The 26334-nt window shown below is 55.3% G+C and carries 21 protein-coding genes; 20 read left to right on the forward strand and 1 reads right to left on the reverse strand.

Annotated elements, in window-relative coordinates:
- The first annotated feature begins 9 nt into the window (after positions 1 to 9).
- The 5 genes from nuoN to Q0915_RS30060 are packed head-to-tail and all read left to right on the forward strand — an operon-like array spanning position 10 to position 4685.
- The gene (gene nuoN / locus Q0915_RS30040; protein ID WP_299484025.1) at positions 10 to 1449 is read left to right on the forward strand and encodes an NADH-quinone oxidoreductase subunit NuoN; all 1440 of its coding nucleotides are present in this window, start codon (positions 10 to 12) and stop codon (positions 1447 to 1449) included.
- 8 nt (positions 1450 to 1457) lie between these two features.
- Positions 1458 to 2231, forward strand: coding sequence for a biotin--[acetyl-CoA-carboxylase] ligase (locus Q0915_RS30045; protein WP_299484026.1), 774 nt, complete (start codon positions 1458 to 1460; stop codon positions 2229 to 2231).
- A gap of 41 nt (positions 2232 to 2272) precedes the next feature.
- On the forward strand, positions 2273 to 3952 hold the full coding sequence (locus Q0915_RS30050) for a ribonuclease J (RefSeq protein WP_299484027.1): 1680 nt from the start codon (positions 2273 to 2275) through the stop codon (positions 3950 to 3952).
- A 43-nt stretch (positions 3953 to 3995) separates the two neighbouring features.
- Entirely contained in the window at positions 3996 to 4400 is a 405-nt protein-coding gene (gene mce / locus Q0915_RS30055) for a methylmalonyl-CoA epimerase (RefSeq protein WP_299484028.1), read from the forward strand.
- 3 nt (positions 4401 to 4403) lie between these two features.
- Entirely contained in the window at positions 4404 to 4685 is a 282-nt protein-coding gene (locus Q0915_RS30060; protein WP_299484029.1) for a DUF1467 family protein, read from the forward strand.
- Positions 4686 to 4788: 103 nt separating this feature from the next.
- On the opposite strand, the gene Q0915_RS30065 is transcribed toward Q0915_RS30060, so the two are convergent.
- Positions 4789 to 5565 carry a VPLPA-CTERM sorting domain-containing protein gene (locus Q0915_RS30065; RefSeq protein WP_299484030.1) on the reverse strand — a complete coding sequence of 259 codons (777 nt, stop codon included), beginning with the start codon at positions 5563 to 5565 and terminating at the stop codon, positions 4789 to 4791.
- A gap of 684 nt (positions 5566 to 6249) precedes the next feature.
- Here Q0915_RS30065 and proS point away from each other — a divergent pair.
- The 15 genes from proS (at position 6250) to lpxD (ending at position 26296) form a co-directional block, all read left to right on the forward strand.
- Positions 6250 to 7578, forward strand: a complete 1329-nt coding sequence (proS, locus tag Q0915_RS30070; protein WP_299484031.1) for a proline--tRNA ligase — start codon at positions 6250 to 6252, stop codon at positions 7576 to 7578.
- Between the two features lie 79 nt (positions 7579 to 7657).
- Positions 7658 to 8962, forward strand: a complete 1305-nt coding sequence (locus Q0915_RS30075; protein ID WP_299484032.1) for a lipoprotein-releasing ABC transporter permease subunit — start codon at positions 7658 to 7660, stop codon at positions 8960 to 8962.
- Between the two features lie 11 nt (positions 8963 to 8973).
- Positions 8974 to 9702: an ABC transporter ATP-binding protein gene (locus Q0915_RS30080; RefSeq protein WP_299484033.1), complete on the forward strand. Its 729-nt coding sequence runs from the start codon at positions 8974 to 8976 to the stop codon at positions 9700 to 9702.
- Between the two features lie 502 nt (positions 9703 to 10204).
- On the forward strand, positions 10205 to 13663 hold the full coding sequence (dnaE, locus tag Q0915_RS30085; RefSeq protein WP_299484142.1) for a DNA polymerase III subunit alpha: 3459 nt from the start codon (positions 10205 to 10207) through the stop codon (positions 13661 to 13663).
- 305 nt (positions 13664 to 13968) lie between these two features.
- Entirely contained in the window at positions 13969 to 14778 is an 810-nt protein-coding gene (gene cpaB / locus Q0915_RS30090) for a Flp pilus assembly protein CpaB (protein WP_299484034.1), read from the forward strand.
- Between the two features lie 328 nt (positions 14779 to 15106).
- Positions 15107 to 15979, forward strand: coding sequence for a 30S ribosomal protein S2 (rpsB, locus tag Q0915_RS30095; RefSeq protein WP_299484035.1), 873 nt, complete (start codon positions 15107 to 15109; stop codon positions 15977 to 15979).
- 144 nt (positions 15980 to 16123) lie between these two features.
- A complete protein-coding gene (gene tsf, locus Q0915_RS30100; RefSeq protein WP_299484036.1) occupies positions 16124 to 17041 on the forward strand; it encodes a translation elongation factor Ts in 918 nt (305 codons plus the stop codon).
- Between the two features lie 68 nt (positions 17042 to 17109).
- Positions 17110 to 17829: a UMP kinase gene (pyrH, locus tag Q0915_RS30105; RefSeq protein ID WP_299484037.1), complete on the forward strand. Its 720-nt coding sequence runs from the start codon at positions 17110 to 17112 to the stop codon at positions 17827 to 17829.
- Positions 17830 to 17940: 111 nt separating this feature from the next.
- Positions 17941 to 18504, forward strand: coding sequence for a ribosome recycling factor (frr, locus tag Q0915_RS30110; RefSeq protein WP_299484038.1), 564 nt, complete (start codon positions 17941 to 17943; stop codon positions 18502 to 18504).
- Positions 18505 to 18536: 32 nt separating this feature from the next.
- Positions 18537 to 19304, forward strand: coding sequence for an isoprenyl transferase (locus Q0915_RS30115; protein WP_299484039.1), 768 nt, complete (start codon positions 18537 to 18539; stop codon positions 19302 to 19304).
- A 15-nt stretch (positions 19305 to 19319) separates the two neighbouring features.
- Positions 19320 to 20162, forward strand: coding sequence for a phosphatidate cytidylyltransferase (locus Q0915_RS30120; protein WP_299484040.1), 843 nt, complete (start codon positions 19320 to 19322; stop codon positions 20160 to 20162).
- A 16-nt stretch (positions 20163 to 20178) separates the two neighbouring features.
- Positions 20179 to 21390, forward strand: a complete 1212-nt coding sequence (locus tag Q0915_RS30125) for a 1-deoxy-D-xylulose-5-phosphate reductoisomerase (protein WP_299484041.1) — start codon at positions 20179 to 20181, stop codon at positions 21388 to 21390.
- A 100-nt stretch (positions 21391 to 21490) separates the two neighbouring features.
- Complete coding sequence (gene rseP / locus Q0915_RS30130; protein WP_299484042.1) at positions 21491 to 22633, forward strand: RIP metalloprotease RseP; 1143 nt, start codon at positions 21491 to 21493, stop codon at positions 22631 to 22633.
- Between the two features lie 163 nt (positions 22634 to 22796).
- Positions 22797 to 25178, forward strand: coding sequence for an outer membrane protein assembly factor BamA (gene bamA / locus Q0915_RS30135; RefSeq protein WP_299484043.1), 2382 nt, complete (start codon positions 22797 to 22799; stop codon positions 25176 to 25178).
- Between the two features lie 80 nt (positions 25179 to 25258).
- Positions 25259 to 26296 (forward strand): UDP-3-O-(3-hydroxymyristoyl)glucosamine N-acyltransferase, encoded by a 1038-nt coding sequence (gene lpxD, locus Q0915_RS30140; protein WP_299484044.1) that lies wholly within the window; start codon positions 25259 to 25261, stop codon positions 26294 to 26296.
- The last annotated feature ends 38 nt before the right edge of the window (positions 26297 to 26334 follow it).

Raw genomic sequence — 26334 nt, forward strand, 5'->3', positions numbered from 1 at the left:
GACAGAGTTATGTCAGATGTGACCCAATTGCCAGATCTCATGCCGGTACTGCCGGAGATCATACTGGCTGTCGGAGCCATGGTGCTGTTGATGATCGGCGCGTTCGGCGGCAAGGGCGTGAGCTACGCGGTCTTTGGTTTTGCTATGGGATTGCTTGGTGCCGCCTTCCTCGTGCTCATGCTTGTTCCGAGTTTCGGCGAAACTTTTGGCGGGTCGTTCGTTCTGGATGAATTCGCATATCTGCTCAAGCTGCTGGTGCTGGCCGGGTCGTTTTTTGCCATCGCAATGTCCTGGGCCTATGCAAAGAGCCAGTCGTTCGACCATTTCGAATACCCGATCCTAATAGTTCTTGCGACGCTCGGCATGATGCTGATGCTGTCGGCAAACGACATGATCGCGCTCTATATGGGACTGGAGCTGCAAAGCCTGTCGCTCTATGTGGTCGCGGCGATCAACAGGGATAGTGTCCGCTCGACAGAAGCCGGGCTTAAATATTTCGTTCTCGGCGCACTCTCGTCCGGCATGCTGCTCTACGGGATGTCGCTCGTCTATGGCTTCACGGGCCAGGTCTCTTTCGAGGGTATTGCAAGTGTCCTGTCACACGATGGCGGCAATATCGGTCTTGTGATCGGCCTGACCTTCATTCTGGCCGGACTTGCCTTCAAGATTTCTGCAGTCCCGTTCCACATGTGGACACCTGACGTCTATGAAGGCGCCCCGACACCGGTCACGGCGTTTCTTGCAGCTGCACCGAAGGTCGCTGCCATGGGGATGCTGGTCAGGATCGTTATCGAAGCGTTCCAGCCTGTGACCAGCGACTGGCAGCAGATCGTGGTGTTTATCTCTATCGCATCCATGGCGCTCGGCGCATTCGCCGCAATCGGTCAGCGGAACCTGAAACGGCTGATGGCCTACTCATCGATCGGTCATATGGGATACGCGTTGGTCGGGCTCGCTGCCGGGACACAAACGGGTGTCGAGGGGGTCATCTTCTACATGATCGCCTATCTCGGCATGACGCTTGGTGTCTTTGCCTGCATCTTGTCGATGCGCCGCAAAGACGGGATGGTCGAGGAAATAGACGACCTGTCGGGACTGTCACAGACCAACCTGCCAATGGCTATTCTGCTTGGATTGCTGATGTTCTCCCTTGCCGGAATTCCGCCGCTCGTCGGGTTTTTCGGCAAGTGGTATGTTTTTGTGGCAGCTGTGGAGGCGGGTCTTTACCCGCTTGCGATCATTGGCGTTCTGATGTCGGTCGTCGGTGCTTATTATTACCTTCGGATCGTCAAGGTCATGTTCTTTGACGAACCGGTTGAAGGTTTTGAGGCCATGCCGATGGAATTGAAGGTGGTGCTCGGCCTCTCAAGCATCTTCGTGGTTCTGTTCTGGCTGGCGCCTGGACAGGTTGTGAATGCAGCCAGCGCTGCAGCGCAATCGCTGTTCTGACAGCAGCCATGACAGGTCACGCAATTGAACGTCCGGCGCCTGGTGCGCCGGATTTTCTCTATGAAGAGCTTGAAAGCGTCGGTTCGACCAACGCAGTGTGTTTCGACAGAGCGCGTCAGGGTCATGAGGGGCCGCTTTGGCTGCGCGCGGGCGAACAGACGGAGGGCAGGGGCCGCCGGGGCCGGGAATGGTCATCACCGGCTGGAAACCTCTTCACCAGTCTGCTGCTGATCGATCCAGAACCTGCGAACCGGATTGGCGAACTCCCGCTTGTTGCGGCGGTCGCGCTTGCGGACGCTGTTGACAAAGCGGCGGGAACACTCCATCTGGTGGAACTGAAATGGCCCAACGATCTTTTGGTGAACGGGGCAAAGCTCTCAGGCATTCTGCTTGAGGCGGAAGTTCTTTCCGATGACAGGCAGGCTGTTGTCATCGGCTTCGGGGTCAATTGTATCTCTCACCCGCCGCTTTCGCTGTACAAGGCGACCGATCTCAGGAGCCTGGGCTTCCAGGTCCCGGTCGAAGCTTTGTTTGAAGCGCTGGCTTCTGCTTTTTCGGTTCACTTCCGAAACTGGCAAAAACCCGGTGGGTTTGAAAACATTCGAAAGCACTGGCTCAAACGGGCGACGCATCTGGGCAAGCAGATATCCGTCAAGACGGCCAGAGAAGACATTACCGGCATTTTTGCCGACCTGGATGCGCACGGTCATCTCGTCCTGAAACAGGACGATGGTCAGTTGCGCACCATCTACGCAGGCGATGTGTTTTTATCCGGCGAATAAGCGCCAGAACCCGTCTGCTAAAAGGTTTGAAGGAGCAATCCATGGCTTCGGCCAAAAAGAACAAGAACGAAATCGTTTTTCTGCCACTGGGTGGCGTTGGGGAAATCGGGATGAATCTCGGACTCTACGGCTTTGGTCCGGAGAAGGAGAGAACGTGGTTGATCGTCGATTGCGGGGTGAGTTTTGCCGGACCCGATTTGCCAGGCATTGATGTAATCGTCCCGGATATCAAATTCCTCGAAGACGAGGTCAAAAATATCGCCGGCATGGTCATCACCCATGCGCATGAGGATCACTATGGCGGGATCCTGCATCTTTGGCCGTATCTGAAGGTGCCCGTTTTTGCGACGGCATTTACTGCAGGTCTGCTGGCCGCGAAAACCGAAAGCGAACCGGATGCAGAAGAAGTGCCCGTGACGGTGGCAAAGCAGGGCGAACGGCACACCATCGGTCCGTTCGAAGTTGAATTCATTGCAATGGCGCATTCCATTCCCGAACCATGCGCGCTTGCAATCCGCACAGCGGCCGGTCTCGTGCTTCACACGGGGGACTGGAAAATCGATCCAACGCCAGGCGTTGGCCTTCCAATAGACATGAAACGGCTTGCCGAGCTTGGTCAGGAAGGCGTGATGGCACTCGTGTGCGACAGCACAAACGCTGTCCGCGATGGTGTCAGCCCCAGTGAAGCGGACGTGGCAGAAGAACTCAAGAACGTGATCGCCAAAGCCAAACACAGGATAGCGGTGACAACCTTTGCATCCAACGTCGCTAGGTTGAAGGCGATTGCGTCGGCGGCCGCCGCCAATGAACGCGATGTCGTGGTTGTCGGGCGCTCCATGCACCGCGTCATCGAGGTTGCGAGCGAACTTGGCTACATGGACGGGCTGCCCCGGTTTCATGATGAGGATGCGTTCGGGTATTTGCCGCGTGAGAAAACCGTTCTGCTTTGTACCGGCTCGCAAGGGGAAAGCCGGGCCGCGCTGGCGCGTATTGCGGCGGGTGACCACCGGAATGTTGCCCTGTCCAGAGGTGACATGGTGATCTTTTCCTCCCGCACGATTCCGGGCAACGAAAAGGCGGTCGGTGACGTCCTCAATAACCTGGCGGATCAGGACATTGAGATTGTGACCGACAAGGATGCGCTCGTGCATGTATCCGGGCATCCGCGTCGCGGCGAACTGGAACAACTATACGCGCTGGTTAAGCCAAACGTCGTACTTCCCGTTCATGGCGAACCGATGCATCTTGCAGCCCATGCAGCGTTCGCAAAGGAACAGGGTGTTCCTGAGGTCGTGCGCGGCAAGAATGGAGACATCATCTGCCTGAACGCCGGGAGAGCCGCCGTCATAGATGAAGCGCCGTCGGGGATCCTCGTTAAGGACGGTGACATTCTCGACGATCCGGAGGTCACTGGCGTGAAGGAGCGGCGCAAGTTGTCCTTTGCAGGAGCCGCGGTGGTTACCCTTGTCATAAACCGGGCAGGGGAACTGCTGACCGATCCTGACGTTGCTTTGCTTGGTCTGCCCGATACGGACGACGACGGTGAGCCGATGGAGGCTCTCGTGATCAAAGCGGTGACCGGAGCGGTTCGAAGCATTCCGAAGTCACGGCGCAAGGACAAGGATCTGGTTGCTGAAGCGGCGCGCCGAGCCGCTCGTTCCGAGATTCTGGACGTATGGGGCAAAAAGACGCTCTGCAAGGTGATGGTGACGCAACTATAGTTCATCGGGCGGCCCGCAAGGCCAGCCATGTGGAGGTATTGGAATGATTGGACGGTTGAACCACGTTGCCATTGCGGTTTCAGATATCGCGGCTGCTACAGCGGTCTACAGAGACACGCTCGGTGCCGAAGTTTCGGCAAAGGAAGAGCAGCCTGATCATGGCGTAAGCACGGTTTTCATCAATCTTCCGAACACAAAGATCGAACTGCTTGAACCGCTCGGTGACGATTCGCCGATTGCAAAGTTCCTTGAAAAGAATCCGTCCGGTGGGATTCATCACCTTTGCTACGAGGTCGACGACATTATCGCCGCACGCGACAAGCTCGTTGCCGAGGGGGCGAGGGTGTTGGGGAACGGGGAGCCGAAGATCGGTGCACACGGCAAGCCGGTCCTGTTTCTCCACCCGAAGGATTTCCTCGGTACGCTCACGGAACTTGAAGAGGCCTGATCGATGTCCGTGGCGTTTAGCATTGCCATTTTCTTCATGCTTTGGTGGATCATTCTGTTCGCGATGCTTCCTTTCGGACTGCACAGAACACAGGAAGAGGCGGGAGACATTGTCCCCGGGACAGAGCCAAGCGCGCCAAGCAAGCCGAAATTTCTGAAAGTCATCCTTTTGACGACGGTTGTCACGACTGTCGTGTTTTCCGCTTACCTTACTTTGAGGCAGTCCGGATTCGGGCTCGATGATATCCCGTTTTTCCAGCCACCAAGCAGCAGTTCCAACCAGTAATACCTGGTCGAACTGTTTCAGGAATTCAGGGCGCCTACTCAATTCAACAAAAAACGGCTCCGAAGGGAGCCGTTGTTCGTTTCGAGCGTGTTCGCCTGGAACGCTAAGCCTGGGTTTTCCTGCGGCGCCAGCCGACAAATCCAAAAGCTGCGATCCCGCCGGCGAGAAGCGGCAGCGCTGCGGGCACCGGTACGGGTGTAATTCCGTACTGGATATCGATCGACGTCGATGCGATGACGTTGCCGTTCAACGCGGCCGACAGGTTGATTGTGTAAAGGCCCTCGGCCTGAGGATCGACCCAGCCGGGTGTGAAGAAGCCAAGGTTCCAGGAATTTTGAGCAACGTTTTGAGTTGCAATTCCAAGAGCATAGGCAACTGCACCCGGAGCGACTGTGCCACCGCCATTGCCGGTGGAGTTGTCGCCAAGAGCGTTGTCGACATAAAGCTGATTAACCGGGTCAAATGACACGAAGCTCGTTCCCGACGTCGGATTGAGGTCGATTTCCAGGAGATAGGTCAGGTCATCAAGGAAATACGAGCTGGCGCCGGATGTGTTTGTGTTGATGGACCATTCGAAATTGAATGCAGAGCGATTCGATGGTGCGTTGCTTGACGCCGGCGAAAATGTGTAAGTCCGGTCACCGTCGTAGTTGAACGTGTGTTCCGGCAGGCCGCCGCTGTTATAGCGAACCTTCCCGCGCAAACCCAATTCGACATCGCCTGTGTTCACGCCGGTGAACGATCCGTTTGCGTTGCCGGATCCGAAGATAACTTCCGGTGTTACCAATCCGGTTCCGTTGACCGGTGTGGCCTGCACGGATCCGGAGAACAAAATGCCGGCTGCCACGAAAGCCGCAGATTTCAAAAACCGATGTAGCATGGGTTGAGGAACTCCCTGAAGAACAAGACTTTGTATTAATTTCAATGCAATTTATATCTAATTCACAGCTGGGGTCAACTTTGAGTTAACCATGTTTTTCTTAGCCCGCAAACATTGCAAAAACCGTTTTTATCTGATGCGTTATTTCACTGAACTGCGAAACAATTGACGAAGCGACTTACAAGTTGCACTAAAACTTAACTGCCAAAGAAAAAAGGCAGAGCGTGGCTCTGCCTTTATAAAGTTCCGCGTCTAAACTGACCCTATTCCCTTACCGATCGTTCAACAATCCGGCTGGGCGGCTGCAGATCTGACGATGCGCCAGAGGGTCCTTCCTCCCAAGACTCAGACCGCGATGTCCTTGAGCTTCTAAGCATTTCTGCCGAGGCATCTTGTTGTTATGGAACGGAAACCTAGCCGAACTCTTCGGCCTTGTCACCTGTTTGTCTTAAAGAGCCTACTTTTTTTGCTTGCCTAAATAGCCTGCACCACAAAGTCTGGTCGCACTGCTGCTGCGAACCGTCACAATTGAGCCGGCAAACCAAAGGAATTTCCTCACCTTTGACGAATTTCGACAGCTAAAATCGCAAATGACTAGACGGTTTTCCCAAAGGGCTTGTTTTTAGGCGCTGCATGCGGTTTGACTGCGCACAACTAAGATTTGCCCAGACCGAGAGTGCATTCATGCGTTTGTCCAATTACTTTCTACCCATCTTGAAAGAGACGCCCAAGGAAGCTGAAATTGTCTCTCACCGTCTGATGCTTCGCGCCGGAATGATTCGACAGCAATCCGCTGGCATCTATTCCTGGCTTCCGCTCGGCCTCAAAGTGTTGCGCAAGATTGAGCGGATCGTCGAAGAGGAACAGGCGCGCGCCGGAGCCATTCAATTGCTGATGCCGACCATCCAGTCGGCGGACCTCTGGCGAGAAAGCGGCCGTTACGATGCCTATGGCAAGGAAATGCTGCGCATCACCGACAGGCATGAACGGGATATGCTCTTCGGTCCGACCAATGAAGAGATGATCACGGATATTTTCCGCGGTTATGTGCGCTCCTACAAGGATCTGCCGCTCAACCTTTATCATATTCAATGGAAATTCAGGGATGAGGTCCGCCCGCGGTTCGGTGTCATGCGCGGCCGTGAGTTTTTGATGAAGGATGCCTACTCCTTCGATCTGGACAAAGAGGCTGCGCGTCACGCCTACAACAGAATGTTTGTTGCGTACCTGCGCACTTTTGATCGCATGGGTTTGAAGGCCATCCCGATGAAGGCCGATACAGGACCGATCGGTGGCGACATGAGCCACGAGTTCATCATCCTGGCTGATACGGGTGAAAGCGAAGTCTTTTGCGACAAGTCGCTGCTTGAAATGCCGATTCCCGATGAAAACACGGACTTCTTTTCAGATCTGTCTGCGCTTGTGACGGGCTGGACGACGCCCTATGCGGCGACGGATGAAATGCACGATGCTTCGGCATTTGAAAATATTGCAGAAGAGGATCGCGTGTCTGCGCGCGGGATTGAAGTCGGACATATTTTCTACTTCGGGACGAAGTATTCCGATGCGATGGGTGCAAAGGTCGCGACGGCTGAGGGAACGGAGGTCCCGGTTCATATGGGTTCCTACGGCGTTGGTGTGTCGCGTCTGCTTGGTGCGTTGATCGAAGCAAATCATGACGAGGCGGGCATCATCTGGCCGAAGTCAGTTGCGCCGTTTCACGTCGGCCTGATCAATCTGAAGCCCGGTGACGAGTTGACGGACAGTACCTCGGAAGACCTCTATGCAAAGCTTCAGGCAGCGGGGCTGGAAGTCCTATACGATGAGACCGACGCACGCGCAGGCGCGAAGTTTGCCACAATGGATCTGATTGGTCTTCCGTTCCAGGTTGTTGCGGGGCCAAGAGGTTTGAAAGACGGCCTTTTGGAGGTGAAGGACCGGTCAACTGGGGAAAAGGAAATGCTAACCCCGGAAGCCACCTTCAACAAATTGACGGCGGCATTGACGGACTGACCTTGTCCGGTGATCCTCTAGCTGGGGATTCGGCCGCTTTGTTGTGCGGGCGCTTGGGCATTGCTGAAGTGGATTGACAATGACGGCAGCAGATATGGCGGATGTTGGCGAAAGCCAAAAGATGGCAGCTCCCACGCGCCCATTTTCCACATACGAGTGGATGATCGCGGGAAGGTATCTGCGCTCCCGGCGCCGGGAAACCTTCATTTCGGTGATTGCCGGATTTTCCTTCGCCGGCATCATGCTGGGCGTTGCAACCCTGATCATCGTCATGGCGGTGATGAACGGGTTTCGGTCCGAATTGCTCGACAAGATCCTGGGCATCAACGGTCACATGCTGGTGCAGCCGATCGACCTGCCTCTGAACGATTATGATGCAGTGTCCGAGCGACTGGAAGGCGTGCCGGATGTTGTTGCGGCGTTCCCCTTTATCGAAGGCCAGGCGCTGGTTTCCGGTCCGGCAGGCAATCTCGGAGCGTTGGTGCGCGGTGTCTATGAGAGCGATCTGCGGCGGATGCCTTTGGTCGCTGAGAACATACATCCAGGATCCATCGACGGTTTCGATGCGGGTGTAGGCGTTGTCATTGGCTCGCGGATGGCACAGCAGCTTGGCCTGACCGTCGGCGACAATATCACCATCATCTCTCCCCGGGGAAGCGTGACGCCGATGGGTGTCACGCCACGGGTCAAGGCGTATCCGGTGTCGGCGATCTTCGAGATCGGAATGAGTGAATACGACGCGACCTTCCTGTTCATGCCGCTGGAAGAAGCGCAGGCCTATTTCAACATGGGTGACAGGGCGACCGGTATCGAGATCTACGTCGTTGATCCGGACAATGTCAAAGTCATGACAAATGCGATCGAGGAGGGGGCAAACAGACCGACATTTGTAACCGACTGGACACAACGCAACGCCACGTTCTTTTCCGCGCTGGAAGTTGAACGCAACGTGATGTTCATCATCCTGACGCTGATCGTTCTGGTCGCGGCGCTGAATATAATCTCCGGCCTGATCATGCTGGTCAAAGACAAGGGAAGGGACATCGCGATATTGCGAACCATGGGCGCAACGCGTGGCTCCATCATGCGGATCTTCCTGATCACTGGTGCAAGTATCGGCTGTGTCGGCACGCTGGCGGGTTTCATTCTGGGGCTCATTGTGTGCCTTAATATCGAAAGTATTCGTCAGTTTGTTTCCTGGCTGACATCGACCCAACTCTTCGATCCGACACTATACTTTCTCTCCAAGCTGCCTGCTGAAATTGACAGCGGCGAGACGATTACCGTCCTGCTGATGGCGTTGCTGTTATCGCTTCTGGCGACGCTCTATCCGGCCTGGCGCGCGGCGCGTCTCGATCCGGTCGAAGCTCTTCGGTATGAATGAGGAGGCGGGAGATGAATATGGCAGTTGATCCCCGCCGGGCGTCCGGTGCCGCACCTGCGGCGATCGAACTCTCTTCAATCGTGAGGAGCTTTGATGAAGGAGACCGCAAGCTCCACATCCTGAAAGGTGCAAATCTCAGGATAGAGCCGGGCGAAATGGTGGCACTTGTCGCGCCATCGGGCACAGGCAAATCGACCCTTCTGCACCTTGCCGGACTATTGGAACGTCCCGATGAAGGAGACGTTTTTCTCGGACCGGTGAATTGTTCCGATCTGTCGGACGATCAGAGAACGGCGATCCGGCGGAATGACATCGGCTTCGTCTACCAGTTTCACCACCTTTTGCCTGAATTCACAGCCTTGGAAAACGTCATGATGCCGCAACTGATCCGGGGTCTGCCGCGTAAGGTAGCTGCCGAACGGGCGGATGAATTGTTGAAGTACATGCGGCTTGGGGAGAGGGGAAGCCACAGACCCTCAGAACTGTCCGGTGGTGAACAGCAGCGCGTCGCCGTCGCGCGCGCCGTCGCCAACGCACCCCGCATACTGCTTCTTGACGAGCCAACCGGAAATCTGGATCCCAATACAGCACATTATGTGTTTGATGCGCTGGCAGCGCTGGTGCGCGCGTCCGGAGTTGCGACACTGTTCGCCACGCACAATCTGGAGTTAGCCGGACGTATGGACCGCGCGATCACGCTCGAAGACGGCCTCGTCAAGGATCTTGAAACAAAGGACTGAAGATCGCGCCCTTGGGGTGTCTTGGTGAGGCAGCGGAACAAATCACAAACCTATCGTTTAATTGTCTTTCTGTATGTTTCTCACAAGGGGAACAAAAAGAGCTTGCAAAAGGAACAAAGATGGAACATAGTCGCGTTCATGGAGTGATTGAGCGTTGGAGGGTGATATGTTCCACATTGCACGTGATTTTGCAGCGTTTGCTTCCCTGGTCTGTTTCTGCACAACAATCGCCGTGTGGGGGGATGTTTTGTTCGCAGCCGGATAGGTTACGGACGTTTCTCCGAACTGAGTGGACTGATTGAATTCACGACGGCTTTTTTGGCACTGCGCATACGATGCGTGTGAAATGTTTTCCTGAAGAAAAAGAACAGCGGGTACAATCGGTCATAAGGGTCGACTCAACTTTCGAGACGCGCTTCACTTGGCGGTGATTCCTCGAAGTGATACGGACCAATTTATGACCGGCAGTGAAGGCGTATCCGCCGCGCATTCTGAACACTCAATGGCAGGCGAGCGCACTGGAAGTGGCCCCGGGTTTGTGCATCTGAGGGTGCACTCGGCGCTCTCGCTGCTAGAAGGTGCTTTGCCGATCAAAAAATTGTTGGACCTCGCGAAAGCGGATTCGCAGCCAGCTCTTGCAATCGCCGACACGAACAATCTCTTTGGGGCGCAGGAATTTTCTGGCAAGGCCTGGAGTGCGGGCATCCAGCCGATCACGGCGTGCCAGCTCTCTATATTTTTCGATGATGGTTTCGACAGCGGCCGCAGGGGCGAGCTGGCACTAGCCGATGTCGTTCTGATCGCGATGACAGAAGCCGGCTACGAGAATCTCATGGAGCTGACATCGAGAGCTTTCCTGGATACGGAAACTGGTCTCAAACCGCATGTGAGCATCGACAAACTGCTGTCCAAGTCAAAGGATGTCATCCTGCTGACCGGCGGGCATTTCGGCCCTCTTGGAGCAGCGTTGCTTGCGGGACAGAAAGACCTTGCGAAGGTTCGCCTTTCGAAGCTGGCACGCGGGTTTCCGGATCGCTGCTATGTGGAAATTCAACGGCACGGCATGGAAGCGGAACGCAAGACGGAAGATGCTTTCATCGACCTTGCCTATGAGTTCAACCTACCGCTTGTTGCGACCAATGAAGCCTTTTTTCCCAAACGGGAAGATTACGAGGCTCATGACGCCCTGATCTGTATTTCAGAAGGCCGGGTGCTTATCGAAGATGACCGTCGGCGACTGACGCCGGAGCACTATTTCAAGTCACGTGACGAAATGTGTGCCCTGTTTTCGGATCTTCCAGAAGCGCTGACATCGACGTTGGAAATTGCACGGCGATGCAGTTTCAGGCCTCTCCGGCGGGAGCCTATCCTGCCGAGATTTGCGGGCGCGCAAGCGGATCCGGAAGAGGCTGATCGCGCGGAAGCCGAGGAGCTGAAACGCCAGGCCCGCGAAGGGCTTCAAGCACGTCTCGACGCGCACGGTCTAGCGCCGGGACTTGAGGAGAAGGACTACTGGGAACGGCTCGACTACGAGACCGGGATCATCGAGCGTATGAAATTTCCAGGGTACTTCCTGATCGTTGCCGATTTCATCAAATGGGCAAAAGCCCAGGATATTCCCGTTGGGCCCGGACGCGGTTCGGGCGCAGGATCGCTAGTCGCCTGGTCTTTGACCATCACCGATCTCGACCCGATGCGCTTTTCGCTTCTGTTCGAACGCTTTCTCAACCCCGAACGCGTGTCGATGCCGGACTTCGATATCGACTTTTGCCAGAGCCGGCGTGAAGAGGTTATCCGTTACGTTCAGGAAAAATACGGGCGCCAGCAGGTCGCTCAGATCATCACGTTCGGATCGCTGCAGGCGCGCGCCGTCCTGAGGGATGTCGGCCGGGTGTTGCAAATGCCTTACGGGCAGGTTGACCGGTTGTGCAAGCTGGTGCCCGCAAACCCGGCCAATCCGGTTACGCTCGCACAGGCAATCGAGGACGAACCGCGGTTGCGTGAAGCAGCCAAAGAAGAAGAAATAGTCGAACGCCTGCTGTCGATGGCACAAAAGCTGGAAGGGCTTTACCGGCACGCCTCCACACACGCAGCGGGCGTCGTGATCGGCGACCGTCCGCTGGAGCAGCTTGTTCCTCTTTATCGAGATCCGCGCTCGGATATGCCGGTCGCGCAGTTCAACATGAAGATGGTTGAGGACGCCGGCCTCGTTAAGTTCGACTTTCTCGGGCTGAAAACGCTAACGGTTATCGATACCGCTGTCGCGCTGATCAAACGCCGGGGTGTTGAGGTTGACGTTGCCGGATTGCCGATTGACGACGCCAAGACCTACGAAATGCTGGCCCGCGCTGAAACATTTGGCGTGTTTCAGTTGGAAAGTCAGGGCATGCGCCGCGCCGTCGCCGGTATGAAGCCTGACCGGTTCGAGGACATTATCGCGCTTGTTGCGCTTTATCGTCCCGGTCCGATGGAGAATATTCCAGTCTATAATGCGGTGAAGCATGGAGAGCAGGATCCCGATTGCCTCCACCCGCAGTTGGAATCGATCCTGCTGGAGACGAACGGGATTATCGTCTACCAGGAACAGGTGATGCAGATCGCGCAAGTGCTGTCCGGCTACTCGCTGGGTGAAGCGGATCTGCTGCGGCGCGCGATGGGTAAGAAAATCGCGTCTGAAATGGAGATCCAGCGGGCCCGTTTTGTGAATGGCGCCGTCGAACGCGGCATCAACAAGAGCCAGGCAGGTACGATCTTCGATCTGGTTGCGAAGTTCGCGAACTATGGCTTCAACAAGTCGCACGCAGCAGCCTACGCGCTTGTGTCCTACCATACAGCCTGGCTCAAGGCGAACCATCCGGTCGAGTTCATGGCAGCGTCGATGACGCTTGATCTCGGCAACACGGACAAGCTGGGCGATTTTCGCCAGGAAGCCCGGCGAATGGGTATCGAAATTGTTCAGCCGTCGATCAATCGAAGCCATGTCTACTTTGATGTGGCAGACGGGAAAATCCTTTACGCGATGGGTGCCATCAAAGGGGTCGGTGAACAGGCAGTCGAGCATATCGTGGAGATGCGCGGCAACGAACCGTTCAAGAGCCTTGGAGACTTCGCACGGCGTATTTCACCGAGATTCCTCAACAAGCGCACGCTTGAAAATCTTGTTGCGGCGGGTGCTTTTGATGAACTTGAAACCAGCCGCGCGCGCGTCTTTGAGGGTATCGACCGGATAATGGGACTGGCACAGCGCACCGAAGAAAACCGGACACTCGGGCAAGACGAACTCTTTGGCGCCAGCGACAGCGAAGAGCCCTTGCAACTGGATGAGGTCCACGGTTGGACCAACGATGAAAAACTTCAGCGCGAACATGCAGCCATCGGCTTTTATCTCTCAGCGCATCCAATCGACGAATATGCGGCTGTGCTTGAAAAGATGCGGGCGCAACCCTGGAGCCAATTTGCCGAAGCAGTAAAACGCGGTGCCTCGCATGGTCGGCTGGCGGGGACCGTTGTTTCGATGCAGGAACGCAAGACACGCACCGGAACCCGCATGGGAATTGCACGGCTCTCCGATGCGACCGGTCAGTATGAGGCACTGCTATTCAGGGAAAAACTCGAGCAATATCGTGACGTGCTTCAGCCCGGACGTTCCGTGGTCGTGCTCGTGGGCGCGGATATGAGGGACGAAGAGCCGTCGCTGCGGATCGAGCAAGTCGATCCGATTGATAAGGTTGCGGCCAGGCTTCAAAAGAGCATGCGCGTCTTTTTGAGAGATGAGCGCCCGATCCAAAGTCTTGCAAAACAACTCAGACTGAAAGGTGAGGGCGACGTGACCGTTGTCATTCTTTTGGAGAACGGTGCCCAGGAAGTTGAGGTTAAACTCCCTGGACGGTTCCGGCTTTCACCGGAAATAGCCGGCGCTTTGAAAGCCGTGCCCGGTGTGACTGACGTTCAGATGGCGTAACTTCGCGTCTGAAGCGTTTTGGCGTTTTCTACGACCTATGGGTGTCATCAATGCCTGATTGCCGCTTAGACATCAGTCGTTTTGCGAATGATTTTGCAGTCTGATTTTCTAAAATACGACAGAGATTTAGAGAATACATAAAATGATATGAAACAAATTTGAGGATATTTTATATTTTGATTTCTTAATGTTTTGAAGGGTAAAAGAAATTTTCGCAAACTGTTAATAGTATAAGTATTTTTTCTCCAGTAGTTGTTTAAGTTCAAGGCAATTTCCCTGTATTCTTGTTTGGAAAACCAAGATGTGTGCTGGGAATATTCAAATTGTGGACGAAACTCGCTAGGATATTTGTACTGCTCGTGTCCCTCGGCGCCGGCTATCAGGCCTTCCAGTTCGTGACGCAGTCTGAAGTGGAGGTGGTTGTCGCTCCGCCGCCGCCGGAACCGGTTGCGCAGGCCAGGGTTCTGGTCGCCGCCAAGGATATCCAGCAAGGCGGTAAGATTTCCGATCGAGACTTTGCCTGGGTTGAATGGCCGAAAAATGCTGTCCCGGAAGGTGCCCTGACGAAGATGGACGGCGAGGCCGAAGCGCAGAATGTCATCGGCAGTATTGCCAGGACTGCGATCTACTCCGGAGAACCGATCCGGAGCGAGAGGCTGATCCAGACAGACAAGGGTTACATGGCAACGATCCTGCCGAAGGGAAAGCGGGCGATCGCTGTCCGGGTGGAGCAGGAGACCTCTGCCGGTGGCTTCATTCTGCCGGGAGACAAGGTTGACCTTATCCTGACCAGAGAGCACGACGGCGTTGGTGTCACCAGTGAAACGATTCTTGAAAACATCCGCGTTCTCGCAATCGACACGACGACGGCCGGTGAGCAGGAGGCAAAGAACCTGTCTCCCAAGAGAACCGCGACGCTGGAATTGACCCTGTTTCAGTCCGAAGTTGTCGTCCAGGCGCAGCAGGTCGGATCCATCGCCCTTGCATTGCGCAGTGCTGAAGATTCGGCGGACAACGCAGAAGTGAGTGAGCGCCGCCGCGCGCAGGTTTTCGTGCGTGTTCACCCCGATCACTGGTCCGTGGGTGCGACCAACGGGATCAATTCCATCGATTGACGAATGCTCAGGTTCCAGTCCTCGCCACACAATCTCGCGCGGCTGGCGCCGTGCTATTGCCCTTACCTGAGTTTTGTTCCTGCATGACATAGAGCGATTGAATGTAGATGCTTCTGAAGCCAGGCAGGGCTGAACATTGAATAACAACGAATATAGCCGGTGTTTGGGGCTTGAAATAATATCTTGCGCCAACTATAAGGCGCCCATTCCACACGCAAGGGGCGGAGCCTGAGCTTATCGGGATCCATCCGGTGGTCGACGGGAGCACTCCCACGGCCCTAACTCCTCTTGCGGAGGTTAAACCGGAAAACTCAGGAGTTAAAGGGCCATGTCTTTGCCCGACTTTACCATGCGTCAGCTGCTCGAAGCCGGCGTTCACTTTGGTCACCAGAAACACCGCTGGAACCCACGCATGGGTCAGTACATCTTTGGTGTACGCAACGATGTTCACATTATGGACCTGTCCCAGACCGTTCCGCTTCTCCATCAGGCGCTCAAAGCGGTGTCTGACACGGTTGCCGGCGGTGGTCGCGTTCTGCTCGTCGGCACGAAGCGCCAGGCACAGGAAGCCGTTGCGTCTTCTGCACGCAATTCCGCCCAGTACTTCGTGAACGCTCGCTGGCTTGGCGGCATGCTGACCAACTGGAAAACCATCTCGCAGTCGATCCAGCGTCTTCGCAAGCTTGAAGAAACACTTTCGTCGGACGCGGCAAACGCTTTGACGAAAAAAGAACGTTTGTTCATGGACCGCGAACGCGAGAAGCTCGAGCGGAACCTCGGCGGTATCAAGGACATGGGCGGTATCCCGGACCTTATCTTTGTCATCGACACCAACCGCGAAGCTATTGCCATCCAGGAAGCGCGTCGTCTGGGTATTCCTGTCGCTGCAATTCTGGATTCCAACTCAAATCCGGATGGCATTACGTATCCGGTCCCGGGCAACGATGACGCGGGCCGCGCGCTTTCGCTATACTGTGACTTGATTGCGCGCGCTGCCATCGATGGTATCTCCCGTGCACAAGGTGCCGCCGGAATGGATATCGGCGAGTCGGAAGAAGCCCCGGTTGAAGAAGCGTTGGTTGAAGACGCTGGTGAGGCCGCAGCAACTGAGGAAGCACCTGCAAAAGCGGCACCCGCCGAAGAAGCTGCACCCGCAGAAGAAGCGGTTGCTGATGCTGAGCCGGTCGCGGCTGAGAGCTGATTAAGGGACTGCCGCTGTAACCGGCGGCAGTTTCATGTTGAATTCGCAAGGCGGACTGCACTTTGTTGCAGTCCCGTCATAAAGACGCGGGACGCCATAGGCTAAACCGTGTCTCATCTGAAACCCCCATCCACGAGGCAATCGATGAGCATTACCGCTGCGATGGTAAAAGAGCTCCGCGAGAAATCCGGAGCTGGCATGATGGACTGTAAGACCGCTCTAAACGAATCGGGCGGCGACATGGAAGCAGCTGTTGACTGGCTGCGCACGAAGGGCCTGGCAAAGGCGGCTAAGAAAGCCGGCCGTGTTGCCGCAGAGGGTCTTGTCGGCGTCGCATCCGATGGCAACAAGGCTGCAGTTATCGAGCTGAACTCTGAAACTGATTTCGTTGCTCGCAATGAAGGCTTCCAGGAACTGGTCGCAAAGGTGGCGAAGGTCGCAACGTCGACCGACGGTTCGGTAGAGGCTCTCGCGGCTGCCGATCTCGACGGTAAATCGGTCGCTGACGCTATCACTGACGCCATCGCAACGATCGGCGAGAACATGACGCTGCGCCGGTCGGCACTTCTTTCGGTCGATCAGGGCGTTGTTTCGACCTATGTCCACGGCAAGGTTGCTGATGGACTTGGCAAGATTGGCGTGCTCGTTGCGCTTCAGTCGTCCGCCGATGCTGCGAAGCTCGACGGCCTGGGTCGGCAAATTGCCATGCACGTTGCGGCAACAAGCCCGCTTGCGCTGAACACAGAGGCGCTTGATCCTGCAGTCGTCGAGCGCGAGAAGGCGGTTTTCTCCGAGCAGGCGCGCGATTCCGGCAAGCCGGACAACATCATTGAAAAAATGGTGGAAGGACGTTTGCGCAAATTCTACGAGGAAGTTACGCTCGTGAAGCAGGCCTTTGTCATCAACCCTGATCAAACCGTTGAACAGGCAGTTGAGGCGCTTGCAAAGGACCTCGGAACGGAAGTCAAGCTTACCGGCTTTGTCCGCCTTGCCTTGGGTGAGGGGATCGAGAAGGAAGAACAGGACTTCGCCGCGGAGGTGGCGGCAGCCACCGGGCAGTAAGCTCAATGAAAGCGCCGGCAAGACCGGCGCTTTTTTTTTAGAAAGACAATTCTAAAACGGGTGAACTCATGACCAATTCTTTGCGCTGGAAACGGATCCTTCTGAAACTCTCCGGCGAGGCCCTGATGGGGTCGCAGGCCTTTGGAATCGACCCGGCCATTGTACAAAGGATTGCCAAGGAAATTGCAGATGCTGTCGCCCTGGGTGCGCAGGTCGGCGTCGTGGTTGGCGGTGGCAACATCTTCAGGGGCGTCGCCGTCGCTGCGAAGGGCGGTAACCGGGTCACCGGTGACCACATGGGTATGCTGGCAACCATCATGAACAGCCTTACGCTTGCCGACGCATTGCGCCGTTTGAAGGTCAACGCCCGTGTGTTGTCTGCGGTCGCGGTTCCCTCGATCTGCGAAACCTTTTCCCAGCGTGTGGCAGACCGTTACATGGAAGACGGAGATGTTATCGTTTTCGCCGGCGGAACGGGCAATCCGTTCTTTACGACGGACAGCGGAGCTGCGCTTCGTGCGGCGGAAATGAAGTGCGATGCCTTCTTGAAAGGCACGCAAGTAGACGGTGTCTATTCAGAAGATCCAAAAGACAATCCCGAGGCCGAACGCTATCTGACACTCGGGTATGAGGAAGTGATCACACGGAACCTGAAAGTCATGGACACGACGGCAATTGCACTTGCCCGCGATAACTCAATTCCCGTCATCGTCTTTTCCATTCACACGCCGGGTGCACTGGTAAGTGTGCTTCAGGAAACGGGCACTTACACAGTCGTGGGTGACTGAAACTTTTAGTCCTCATCTTTTGTGCAAGCCCTTGTGTTTCAGCGCGTTTGTGCCATGTTGGCGCGCGCTGAGACTCCATTTAGCCACACACAAAAGAACAGTGAGGACAAAATGTCGGTAGAAGGTGTCGATCTGAACGATCTGAAGCGTCGCATGCAAGGCGCTCTCTCGGTACTGAAAACCGAATTTGCCGGGCTTCGTACTGGTCGTGCATCGGCCTCCATGATGGATCCGATCTCTGTTGACGCCTACGGACAGTCGATGCCGATCAACCAGGTTGCGACCGTCTCCGTTCCCGAGCCCCGGATGGTGGCTGTTCAGGTTTGGGACAAGAGCATGGTTGCGGCGGTGGAAAAGGCGATCCGCGAATCAAATCTGGGTCTCAACCCGGTTGTTGACGGGCAGCTTCTAAGGCTACCAATCCCGGAATTGAACGAGGAGCGGCGCCAGGAATTGATCAAGGTGGCACACAAATATGCCGAGAATGCGAAAGTAGCGATCAGGCACGTGCGCCGCGATGGAATGGATGACGCGAAAAAAGCCGAGAAAGACGGTGAAATCTCTCAGGACGACAGCAGGGTTGCTTCGGACGAAGTCCAGAAATTGACCGATCAGATGATCGGAGAGGTAGACGCCATGCTAGAGAAAAAAGAACAGGAAGTTGCACAGGTCTGATTGACTGTCGGACCAGTGAATTGGGGGAGCCAATGAGCGTCAGCCCGAATCCCAACCCGCAAGCACCTGCCGATGAAGGTACTCATACCCGGTTGCCGCATCACGTTGCCTTTATCATGGACGGCAACGGCCGATGGGCAACAGCGCGCGGACTGCCGAGAACGGAAGGGCACCGGCAGGGTCTTGAAGCGCTGCGTGCCGCGATCCGGCATGCCGGGAATGTCGGCGTAAAGATCGTTACAATCTACAGTTTTTCCTCCGAAAACTGGAACAGACCCGCAAGCGAAGTTTCATTTCTCATGGGACTGCTGAAGCGCTTTGTCCAGCGGGATCTCAGCGAGCTGCACAAGGCAAATGTCCGAATTCGCATTATCGGTGGAAGAAGCGATCTCGAGCCGGGAATTTTAACTCTTCTGGAAGAGGCAGAGGACCTTACGCGCAAAAACACGGGGCTCGATCTTGTTGTCGCGTTCAACTACGGTTCGCGAGCGGAAATCGTGCGGACAGCACAGCACCTCGCGCAGCAGGTTGCAGATGGAGAGCTGCGAGTAGAGGATATCTCAGAGAAGATTTTCTCACAAAATCTCGACACCGGCGGTTTGTCCGATCCCGACCTGATTATCCGAACCAGCGGGGAAATGCGGCTTTCGAACTTTCTCCTTTGGCAGGCGGCCTATTCCGAGTTTTACTTCTGTGACGTGAATTGGCCAGACTTTGATGAAGCAGCGTTTGATGAGGCGCTCCAGTGTTTTGGCAATCGCGAGAGACGCTTTGGCGCCCTTGATGCCAAGGCGCTTTGATTTTCGGCCTGCGTGATGGCTGACACTGCAAAATCAAACTCCAAAACGGCAGACCTCAAGCTGCGGCTCATTTCCGCTGTCATTCTCGGACCGCTGGTGTTGCTCATCACCTATTGGGGCGGGACCGCATTTGCCTTGTTGACGCTTTTGGCCGCGACCTTGTTCCTCTGGGAATGGATCACCATCACCGGCGCACGCGAAGCGCATGCGGCAACCGTAATCAGTATAGTAACGCTCGTTGCACTCGCCGTTCTTGAATTTGCAGATTTGCCCGAATTAGGGCTTGTCGCTTTGGTTTTGGGCGCGGCTGCAACATTCGCAGTCAGCGGGTTCAACAAGACCGGCCGATGGGGCGCGGAAGGCGTGCTTTACAGCGGGCTGGCACTGTTTTCCCTTCTGGTGATCCGGGAGGGGACAGATGGTTTGCTTTTCGCGTTTTTCCTTATGTTTGTCGTTTGGGCAACGGACATCTTTGCCTATTTTGCTGGGCGCGCCTTTGGCGGTCCCAAATTGTGGAAACGCGTGTCGCCGAAAAAGACCTGGTCAGGCGCAGTCGGCGGACTGATTTGCGCTACCCTGTTTGGTACGGGGGTGGTTGCCTTCGCGGGAGCGGATAACCTTGTTGCCTGGGCAGTATTGGCAATGATCCTTTCGATCGTTTCACAGGCTGGTGATTTGCTGGAATCGGCAATCAAGCGCAGGTTCGACGTTAAGGATTCAAGTCGGCTCATTCCAGGACACGGCGGCATTATGGATCGCGTGGACGGGCTGGTTGCTGCGGCGATATTCGCGGTTTTCATTGGTTTGGTTGCAGGCGGTTCGATATCGGACCCAATAGCGGGGATGGGGCTTGGCTGAGCTTGGGGAAATGTCGATGTCGTCTGAAACCGGGCAGCTGGATGGGCAGGGACCTGTCAAAATAACTGTCCTCGGGGCGACGGGATCCATCGGTCAAAGCCTTGCCGATCTTGTCGAACGAAATCCGGACCGCTTCGAAGTCGTTGCCCTTGTTGCAAACAGGAACGCGCAGGCACTTGCGGACCTGGCAATTCGCCTGAACGCCTCTCTGGCAGTTCTTGCCGAGGAAGAACACTACGGCCAATTGGTTGAGAGCCTGGACGGAAAGGGTATTGAGACGGCAACGGGCCGAAACGCCGTCAACGAAGCGGTGGACCGTGAGACGGATCTCGTCGTCGGAGCGATCGTCGGCGCAGCAGGACTGGAGCCGACTTTTCGCGCCATTAAGCCGGGAAGGCGTATTGCTCTTGCCAACAAGGAATGCCTAGTGTGTGCGGGTGATCTTTTTGTGGCACGGATTCGTGAGACGGGTGCAGAACTTCTCCCGGTCGACAGTGAGCACAATGCCATATTCCAGGTTTTCGAAAACGCTCAGGCCGATCAGATCGAGAAAGTCATTCTCACGGCATCGGGGGGACCTTTCAGATCCTGGTCAAAGGCGGAAATGGCGAATGCCACGCCGGAACAGGCGTTGAAGCATCCGAACTGGGACATGGGTGCAAGGATTACAATAGACAGTGCAAGTATGATGAACAAAGGACTGGAAGTGATTGAGGCGTCACATCTTTTCCCTGTTGATCATGACCAGTTGGATATTCTGGTTCACCCGCAGTCAGCAGTACATGGTTTGGTGCAGTACAAGGATGGCTCGCTGCTTGCACAGATGGGAAGCCCGGATATGCGAACACCCATCGCGCATTGCCTGGCGTTTCCCGAACGCATGCCGGTCGCCGTCAAGCGCTTGGACCTCGCTGAGCTTGGGACGTTGACGTTCGAAAAACCGGATCCCGACCGGTTTCCGGCATTGCGTACAGCGCTGGACGCCATGCGGGCAGGCGGTGCTGCACCGGCCGCGATGAATGCCGCCGATGAAATTGCGGTTGATGCTTTTCTCAATAGGAAAATCGGTTTTCTGGAGATTTCTGTGGCGATCGACGCTGTGCTGGACCAACTTGAAGCATCAGGCAGACTGTCGGCCTCAAAAAGTGTTGACGACGTGATTGCTCTGGATTGGGAAGCGCGGGAAAAAACCCTAGAATGGATCACGTCACGGCGGTCATCACACTGATGCCGCTTCAATAAATGTAATCCTACCATTAACGCGCCGTAATTCTCTTATTAATAGAGTGGTGCGATAATAGCTTAGTTGCGTAAGATCGGGCCCCTTTATGGATCTCATAGTTTCTGCTTACTCCCTCATTGTCGGAACGATCATTCCCTTCTTGTTTGTTTTGACAATTGTGGTTTTTTTCCATGAGCTTGGGCACTTTGCGGTCGCACGCTGGTGTAGCGTCAAGGTCGATGCATTCGCCGTCGGTTTCGGTCGAGAAATTTTCGGCTGGAATGACAAGAAGGGAACGCGCTGGAAATTGTGCATGATCCCGCTCGGCGGGTATGTGAAGTTTGCCGGCGACGAAAACGCCGCCAGTGTTCCCAGCCGCGAACTCATTGCCAATATGAGCGAAGAAGAACGCAAAACAGCGTTCATTGCCAAACCGGTCTGGCAGCGTGCGGCTATCGTTGCCGCGGGACCGATCGCGAATTTCCTGCTTGCGATTGCAATATTCGGCGCGTTGTTCGCTTCTGCAGGCAAGCAGGGACTTGTGCCGGTCGTCGAAGAAGTTTTTCCTGATGGTGCTGCAGCGCGTGGCGGCATTCTTGCCGGTGATGTCGTGAAGCAAATTGACGGGCGCGAAATCCACACCTTTGGAGAGCTTCGGCAAATCGTTCTTATGAATGCCAACACGCCACTTGTATTCGAAGTGGACCGTGGCGGGAAGCTCGTAGATCTTACCGTCACGCCCGATTCCAAGGAAAAGGAAGTTTTCTTCGGTGAGCGGCAGATGGCCGGGGATATCGGCCTCAGGGGCAGCGCGGATCCTGAAAACGTGGTCCGCATCAAATACAGCCCGCTTGGCGCTTTGGGTGAGGGAGCCAAGGAAACCTACCGGATCATGGACGGCACAGTCAGCTATATCTGGGGTGTGATCACACAGCGCCAATCCGCAGATCAGCTGGGAGGCCCGATCCGGGTTGCGGAAATTTCGGGAAAAGTTGCCGAACACGGCATCATACCTCTGATTTCCCTTGCTGCTGTTCTGTCCGTCAGTATCGGGCTGATCAATCTGGCGCCGGTGCCGATCCTTGACGGCGGACATCTGGTGTTTTTCGCCGCGGAAGCACTTCGCGGCAAGCCGCTAAGCGAGCGAGTTCAGGACGTCGGATTCCGCATCGGATTGGGCTTGGTACTTATGCTAATGGTTTTTGTAACCTGGAGGGATATCTTGCGTCTCGTATCAAACGATTCCTGAAAGCCGTGACATAGACGCAACGTCTTCAGACTAAATCGCTTTCGGCCTCGAACGGCAGTTGCGTTATCGGCAAAAACCTATAAAACGTTCGTCGGTTCCAAGAATCTGCTGGGGTGAATGCAGGTTCTTCGGATGGGGTACTAAAAAAAGGCATAGCGCAATAATGCAGCGATTGCAGAAACTTACACGGGCCGTATTTTTTGCAGCGGCCATTTTTTCGATTGGGTCGGTGGTGCCTCAATTGGCGGGGCAACTGTCTTTTGTAAGCGTTGCAGAAGCAGCCGTCGCCCGAAGCATTCAGGTGCAGGGCAATACCCGTATCGAGGATGAAACCGTCATCAGTTACATGACGATCGTACCGGGGCGCTCGTACAGCGCCTTTGACGTCGATGAGTCGCTGAAGGCGCTATACGCGACAGGTCTGTTTGCCACGGTAGATATCACCCCGCGTGGCAGCACCGTTATAGTGACTGTCTCCGAAAACCCGATCATCAACAGGGTCTCTTTCGAAGGCAACAAAAAGATCAAGGACAACGCACTCGAAACGGCGGTTCGTTCTCAGCCGAGAACGACTCTTTCCCGTGCCCGCGTTCAAGCCGATGTTCAAAACATTCTGGAATCCTATCGGCGCTCCGGTCGCTTCGGCGCTTCCGTCGAGCCGCAGATCATCGATCGTGGTCAGAACCGCGTCGATCTGGTGTTCGAGATCAACGAAGGCGCCAAGACTGGCGTGGAGCGCATTAGCTTTATCGGCAACAAAGCCTTCAGTGACGGCCGCTTGCGGGATGTGATCCGGACGCGCGAGAGCGGATTGCTGAGTTTTCTGCGCAGCACAGACACATACGATCCCGATCGTCTTGCCGCTGACGAAGAATTGCTGCGCCGTTATTACAATAAAAAAGGCTACGCGGATTTCAGAATTGTTTCTGTAAGCGCCGATCTCGATCGCGAGCAGAACATTTTCTATGTCACTTTCACGGTTGATGAAGGTGAAAAGTACAAGATCGGCGAAGTAGAGCTCGTGTCGACGATTGCGGAAGTCGACCCTGAAGACCTGCGCAAACTGGTTCGCACACGCAGTGGCCAGACGTTTAACTCGCTTCGCGTCGAGCAGTCTGTTGAAGAAATCACTTTGCGGGTATCGGAAGAAGGCTATGCGTTTGCCCGGGTTCGCCCGCGTGGTTCGCGCAACTACGAAGACAATACAATCTCTCTGATCTACTACATTGAGGAAGGTCCGCGCGCCTATATCGAACGGATCAACATCATTGGAAACGACCGTACACGCGAATATGTCATTCGCCGAGAGTTCGATATCGTCGAGGGGGATGCGTTCAACAGGGCGTTGGTGGATAAGGCTGAACGCCGTCTTCGCAACCTCGGATTTTTCGAGAACGTCTCGATCACGACCCAGCAGGGGAGTGCTCCTGACCGTGTGGTCGTGAACGTTCGCGTGGAAGAAAAGCCAACCGGTGAAATTTCGTTTGGTGTGGGTTATTCGACAGTTGACGGTATTATCGGCGACATCTCCATAACCGAGAAGAACTTCCTTGGACGCGGTCAGTTCGTGAAACTCTCCGTCGGCGGCGGTACGGATACCCAGTCCTATGAGTTCCGTTTTGTTGAGCCCTTCTTTATGGGCCGCCGCGTCGCTTTGGATCTCGATATCTACCGCCGTGTAGACGATGCCAACGATTATCGTTCCTTCGACCAGAAAAAAACTGGCGGCGGCTTTGGCTTTACGCTCCCATTGCGTGAAGACGAGCTGACCCTGCGACTGTTCTACAATATTTTCCAGGAAGAGAACTCGGATCCGGACAATCAGTCCACGAGCATCAACAACTGTAACACGTCCAATCTCTCGCTTGCTGTCTGTGACTCGCTCGGGACCTACCTTACGTCGCTCGTCGGGTACGATCTGCGCTACAACACATTGGACAGGAACATCGATCCGTCAGATGGCATCTTTGCCTCCTTCGGTCAGCAATTCGCAGGGCTTGGTGGCGACAGCTACTACATCAAGACGGAAGCCCAGGCGCGTGCTTACAAGGAAATCCTGGCGGATTACGGTTTGGTTGGAAGCTTGCGGGTCCGTGGTGGGAATATCATGGCGATCGGTGACGAACGGCTCAGAGTTTCGGAGCAGTTCATGCTTGGTGGCAACCTGATTCGCGGTTTTGAAAACCAGGGTATCGGACCGCGTGATGCGTCGACAGACGATGCGATCGGCGGCCGGTTCTACTTTGCCGCCACAGCCGAAGGCACGTTCCCGTTCCCGCTCATTCCAAAGGAACTGGGCCTGAGCGGAGCTGTGTTTGCAGATGCAGGCTCCTTGTGGGACGCCGACAGTGATCTTGTAAACCTTGTCGAGAACAATGGGGGTCGTATCGACTCCGACGATTTGTCGATCAGGGCTTCTGTCGGAGCGGGTATTCGCTGGCAGTCGCCTTTCGGACCCATTCGTGCGGATTTCGCATACCCGCTCGTAAAAGAAGACTCAGACAAAACACAGCTCTTCAGACTGAGTGGCGGTACCCGCTTCTAAACTGTGGTCATTTAAGTTAGAAAACGGCCGCCGGGTCTAACGGCGGCCTTTTTTGTTGGCCTCTCAAAAAGGATGAGACCATGTCCGAGCCGAGGTTCTTTGCAGTCCCTGATCCTGTATCGCTGAAGACGATCGCAAAATGGGCCGATGCCGAAATCATTCGGGGAGACGGCGGGCTTGAAATTGTCGGGGTTGCACCGCTTGAAGATGCCGGCGAAGGTGTCCTGGTATTCTTTGACAACACAGTCTATTTGAAGCAGCTCGAAACCACGGGGGCTGCCGCTTGCCTTGTTAGCAAGAGGCACAAGGACAAGGTTCCCGAAGGGGTGGCGGTCCTTGTGTGTTCGGATGCCTACCGGTCCTGGGCGCAGGTTCTGGCACGGCTCTATCCGGCTGCCATGTCGCCGAAAGATGCGCATTTTTCAGGAATATCCGAGCAGGCGGTCGTTGATCCGACTGCGGTCTTGGAGGAAAACGTAACCGTCGAGCCAGGGGCCGTTATCGGCGCGGATGTTGAAATCGGCTCAGGCAGTGTTGTTCGGGCGAATGCTGTTATCGGTCGCGGCACGAAGATCGGGCGCGATTGCGTCATCGGCGCGAATTGCTCCGTGCAGCATTCGGTGCTTGGAAACAGGGTCGCTCTTCATCCGGGGGTTTGTTGCGGCCAGGATGGTTTTGGGTATGCGATGGGTCCGCAGGGGCATCTGAAAGTGCCGCAAGTCGGGCGCGTGATTATCCAGGACGATGTTGAAATCGGTGCGAATACGACCATCGACCGTGGCGCCAACCGCGATACGATTATCGGTGAAGGTACGAAAATCGACAACCAGGTCCAAATCGGCCACAACGTGATCATAGGTCGTCACTGCGTTCTGGTTTCCCAGGTTGGGTTGTCTGGGAGCTGCACGCTGGAAGATTTTGTCGCGATCGGCGGGCAGAGCGGCGTGCGAGGTCACGTAACTGTTGGTATGGGCGCTCAGATTGCCGCCGTCAGCGTGGTCAACGAAGATCTGGCTCCGGGTGGCCGCTATGGTGGTACACCGGCAAAGCCGGTAAAGCAGTGGTTCAGAGAGGTTGCTGCTGTAAGAAAGCTTGCAGAACGCGGCAACGAATCGTAAACGGGCTGATGAAATAGAACTTTACGGAGTTAATCCGC

Origin of the sequence: uncultured Roseibium sp. (assembly GCF_947494555.1) — a bacterium.
In the GTDB taxonomy this organism is placed as follows: domain Bacteria; phylum Pseudomonadota; class Alphaproteobacteria; order Rhizobiales; family Stappiaceae; genus Roseibium.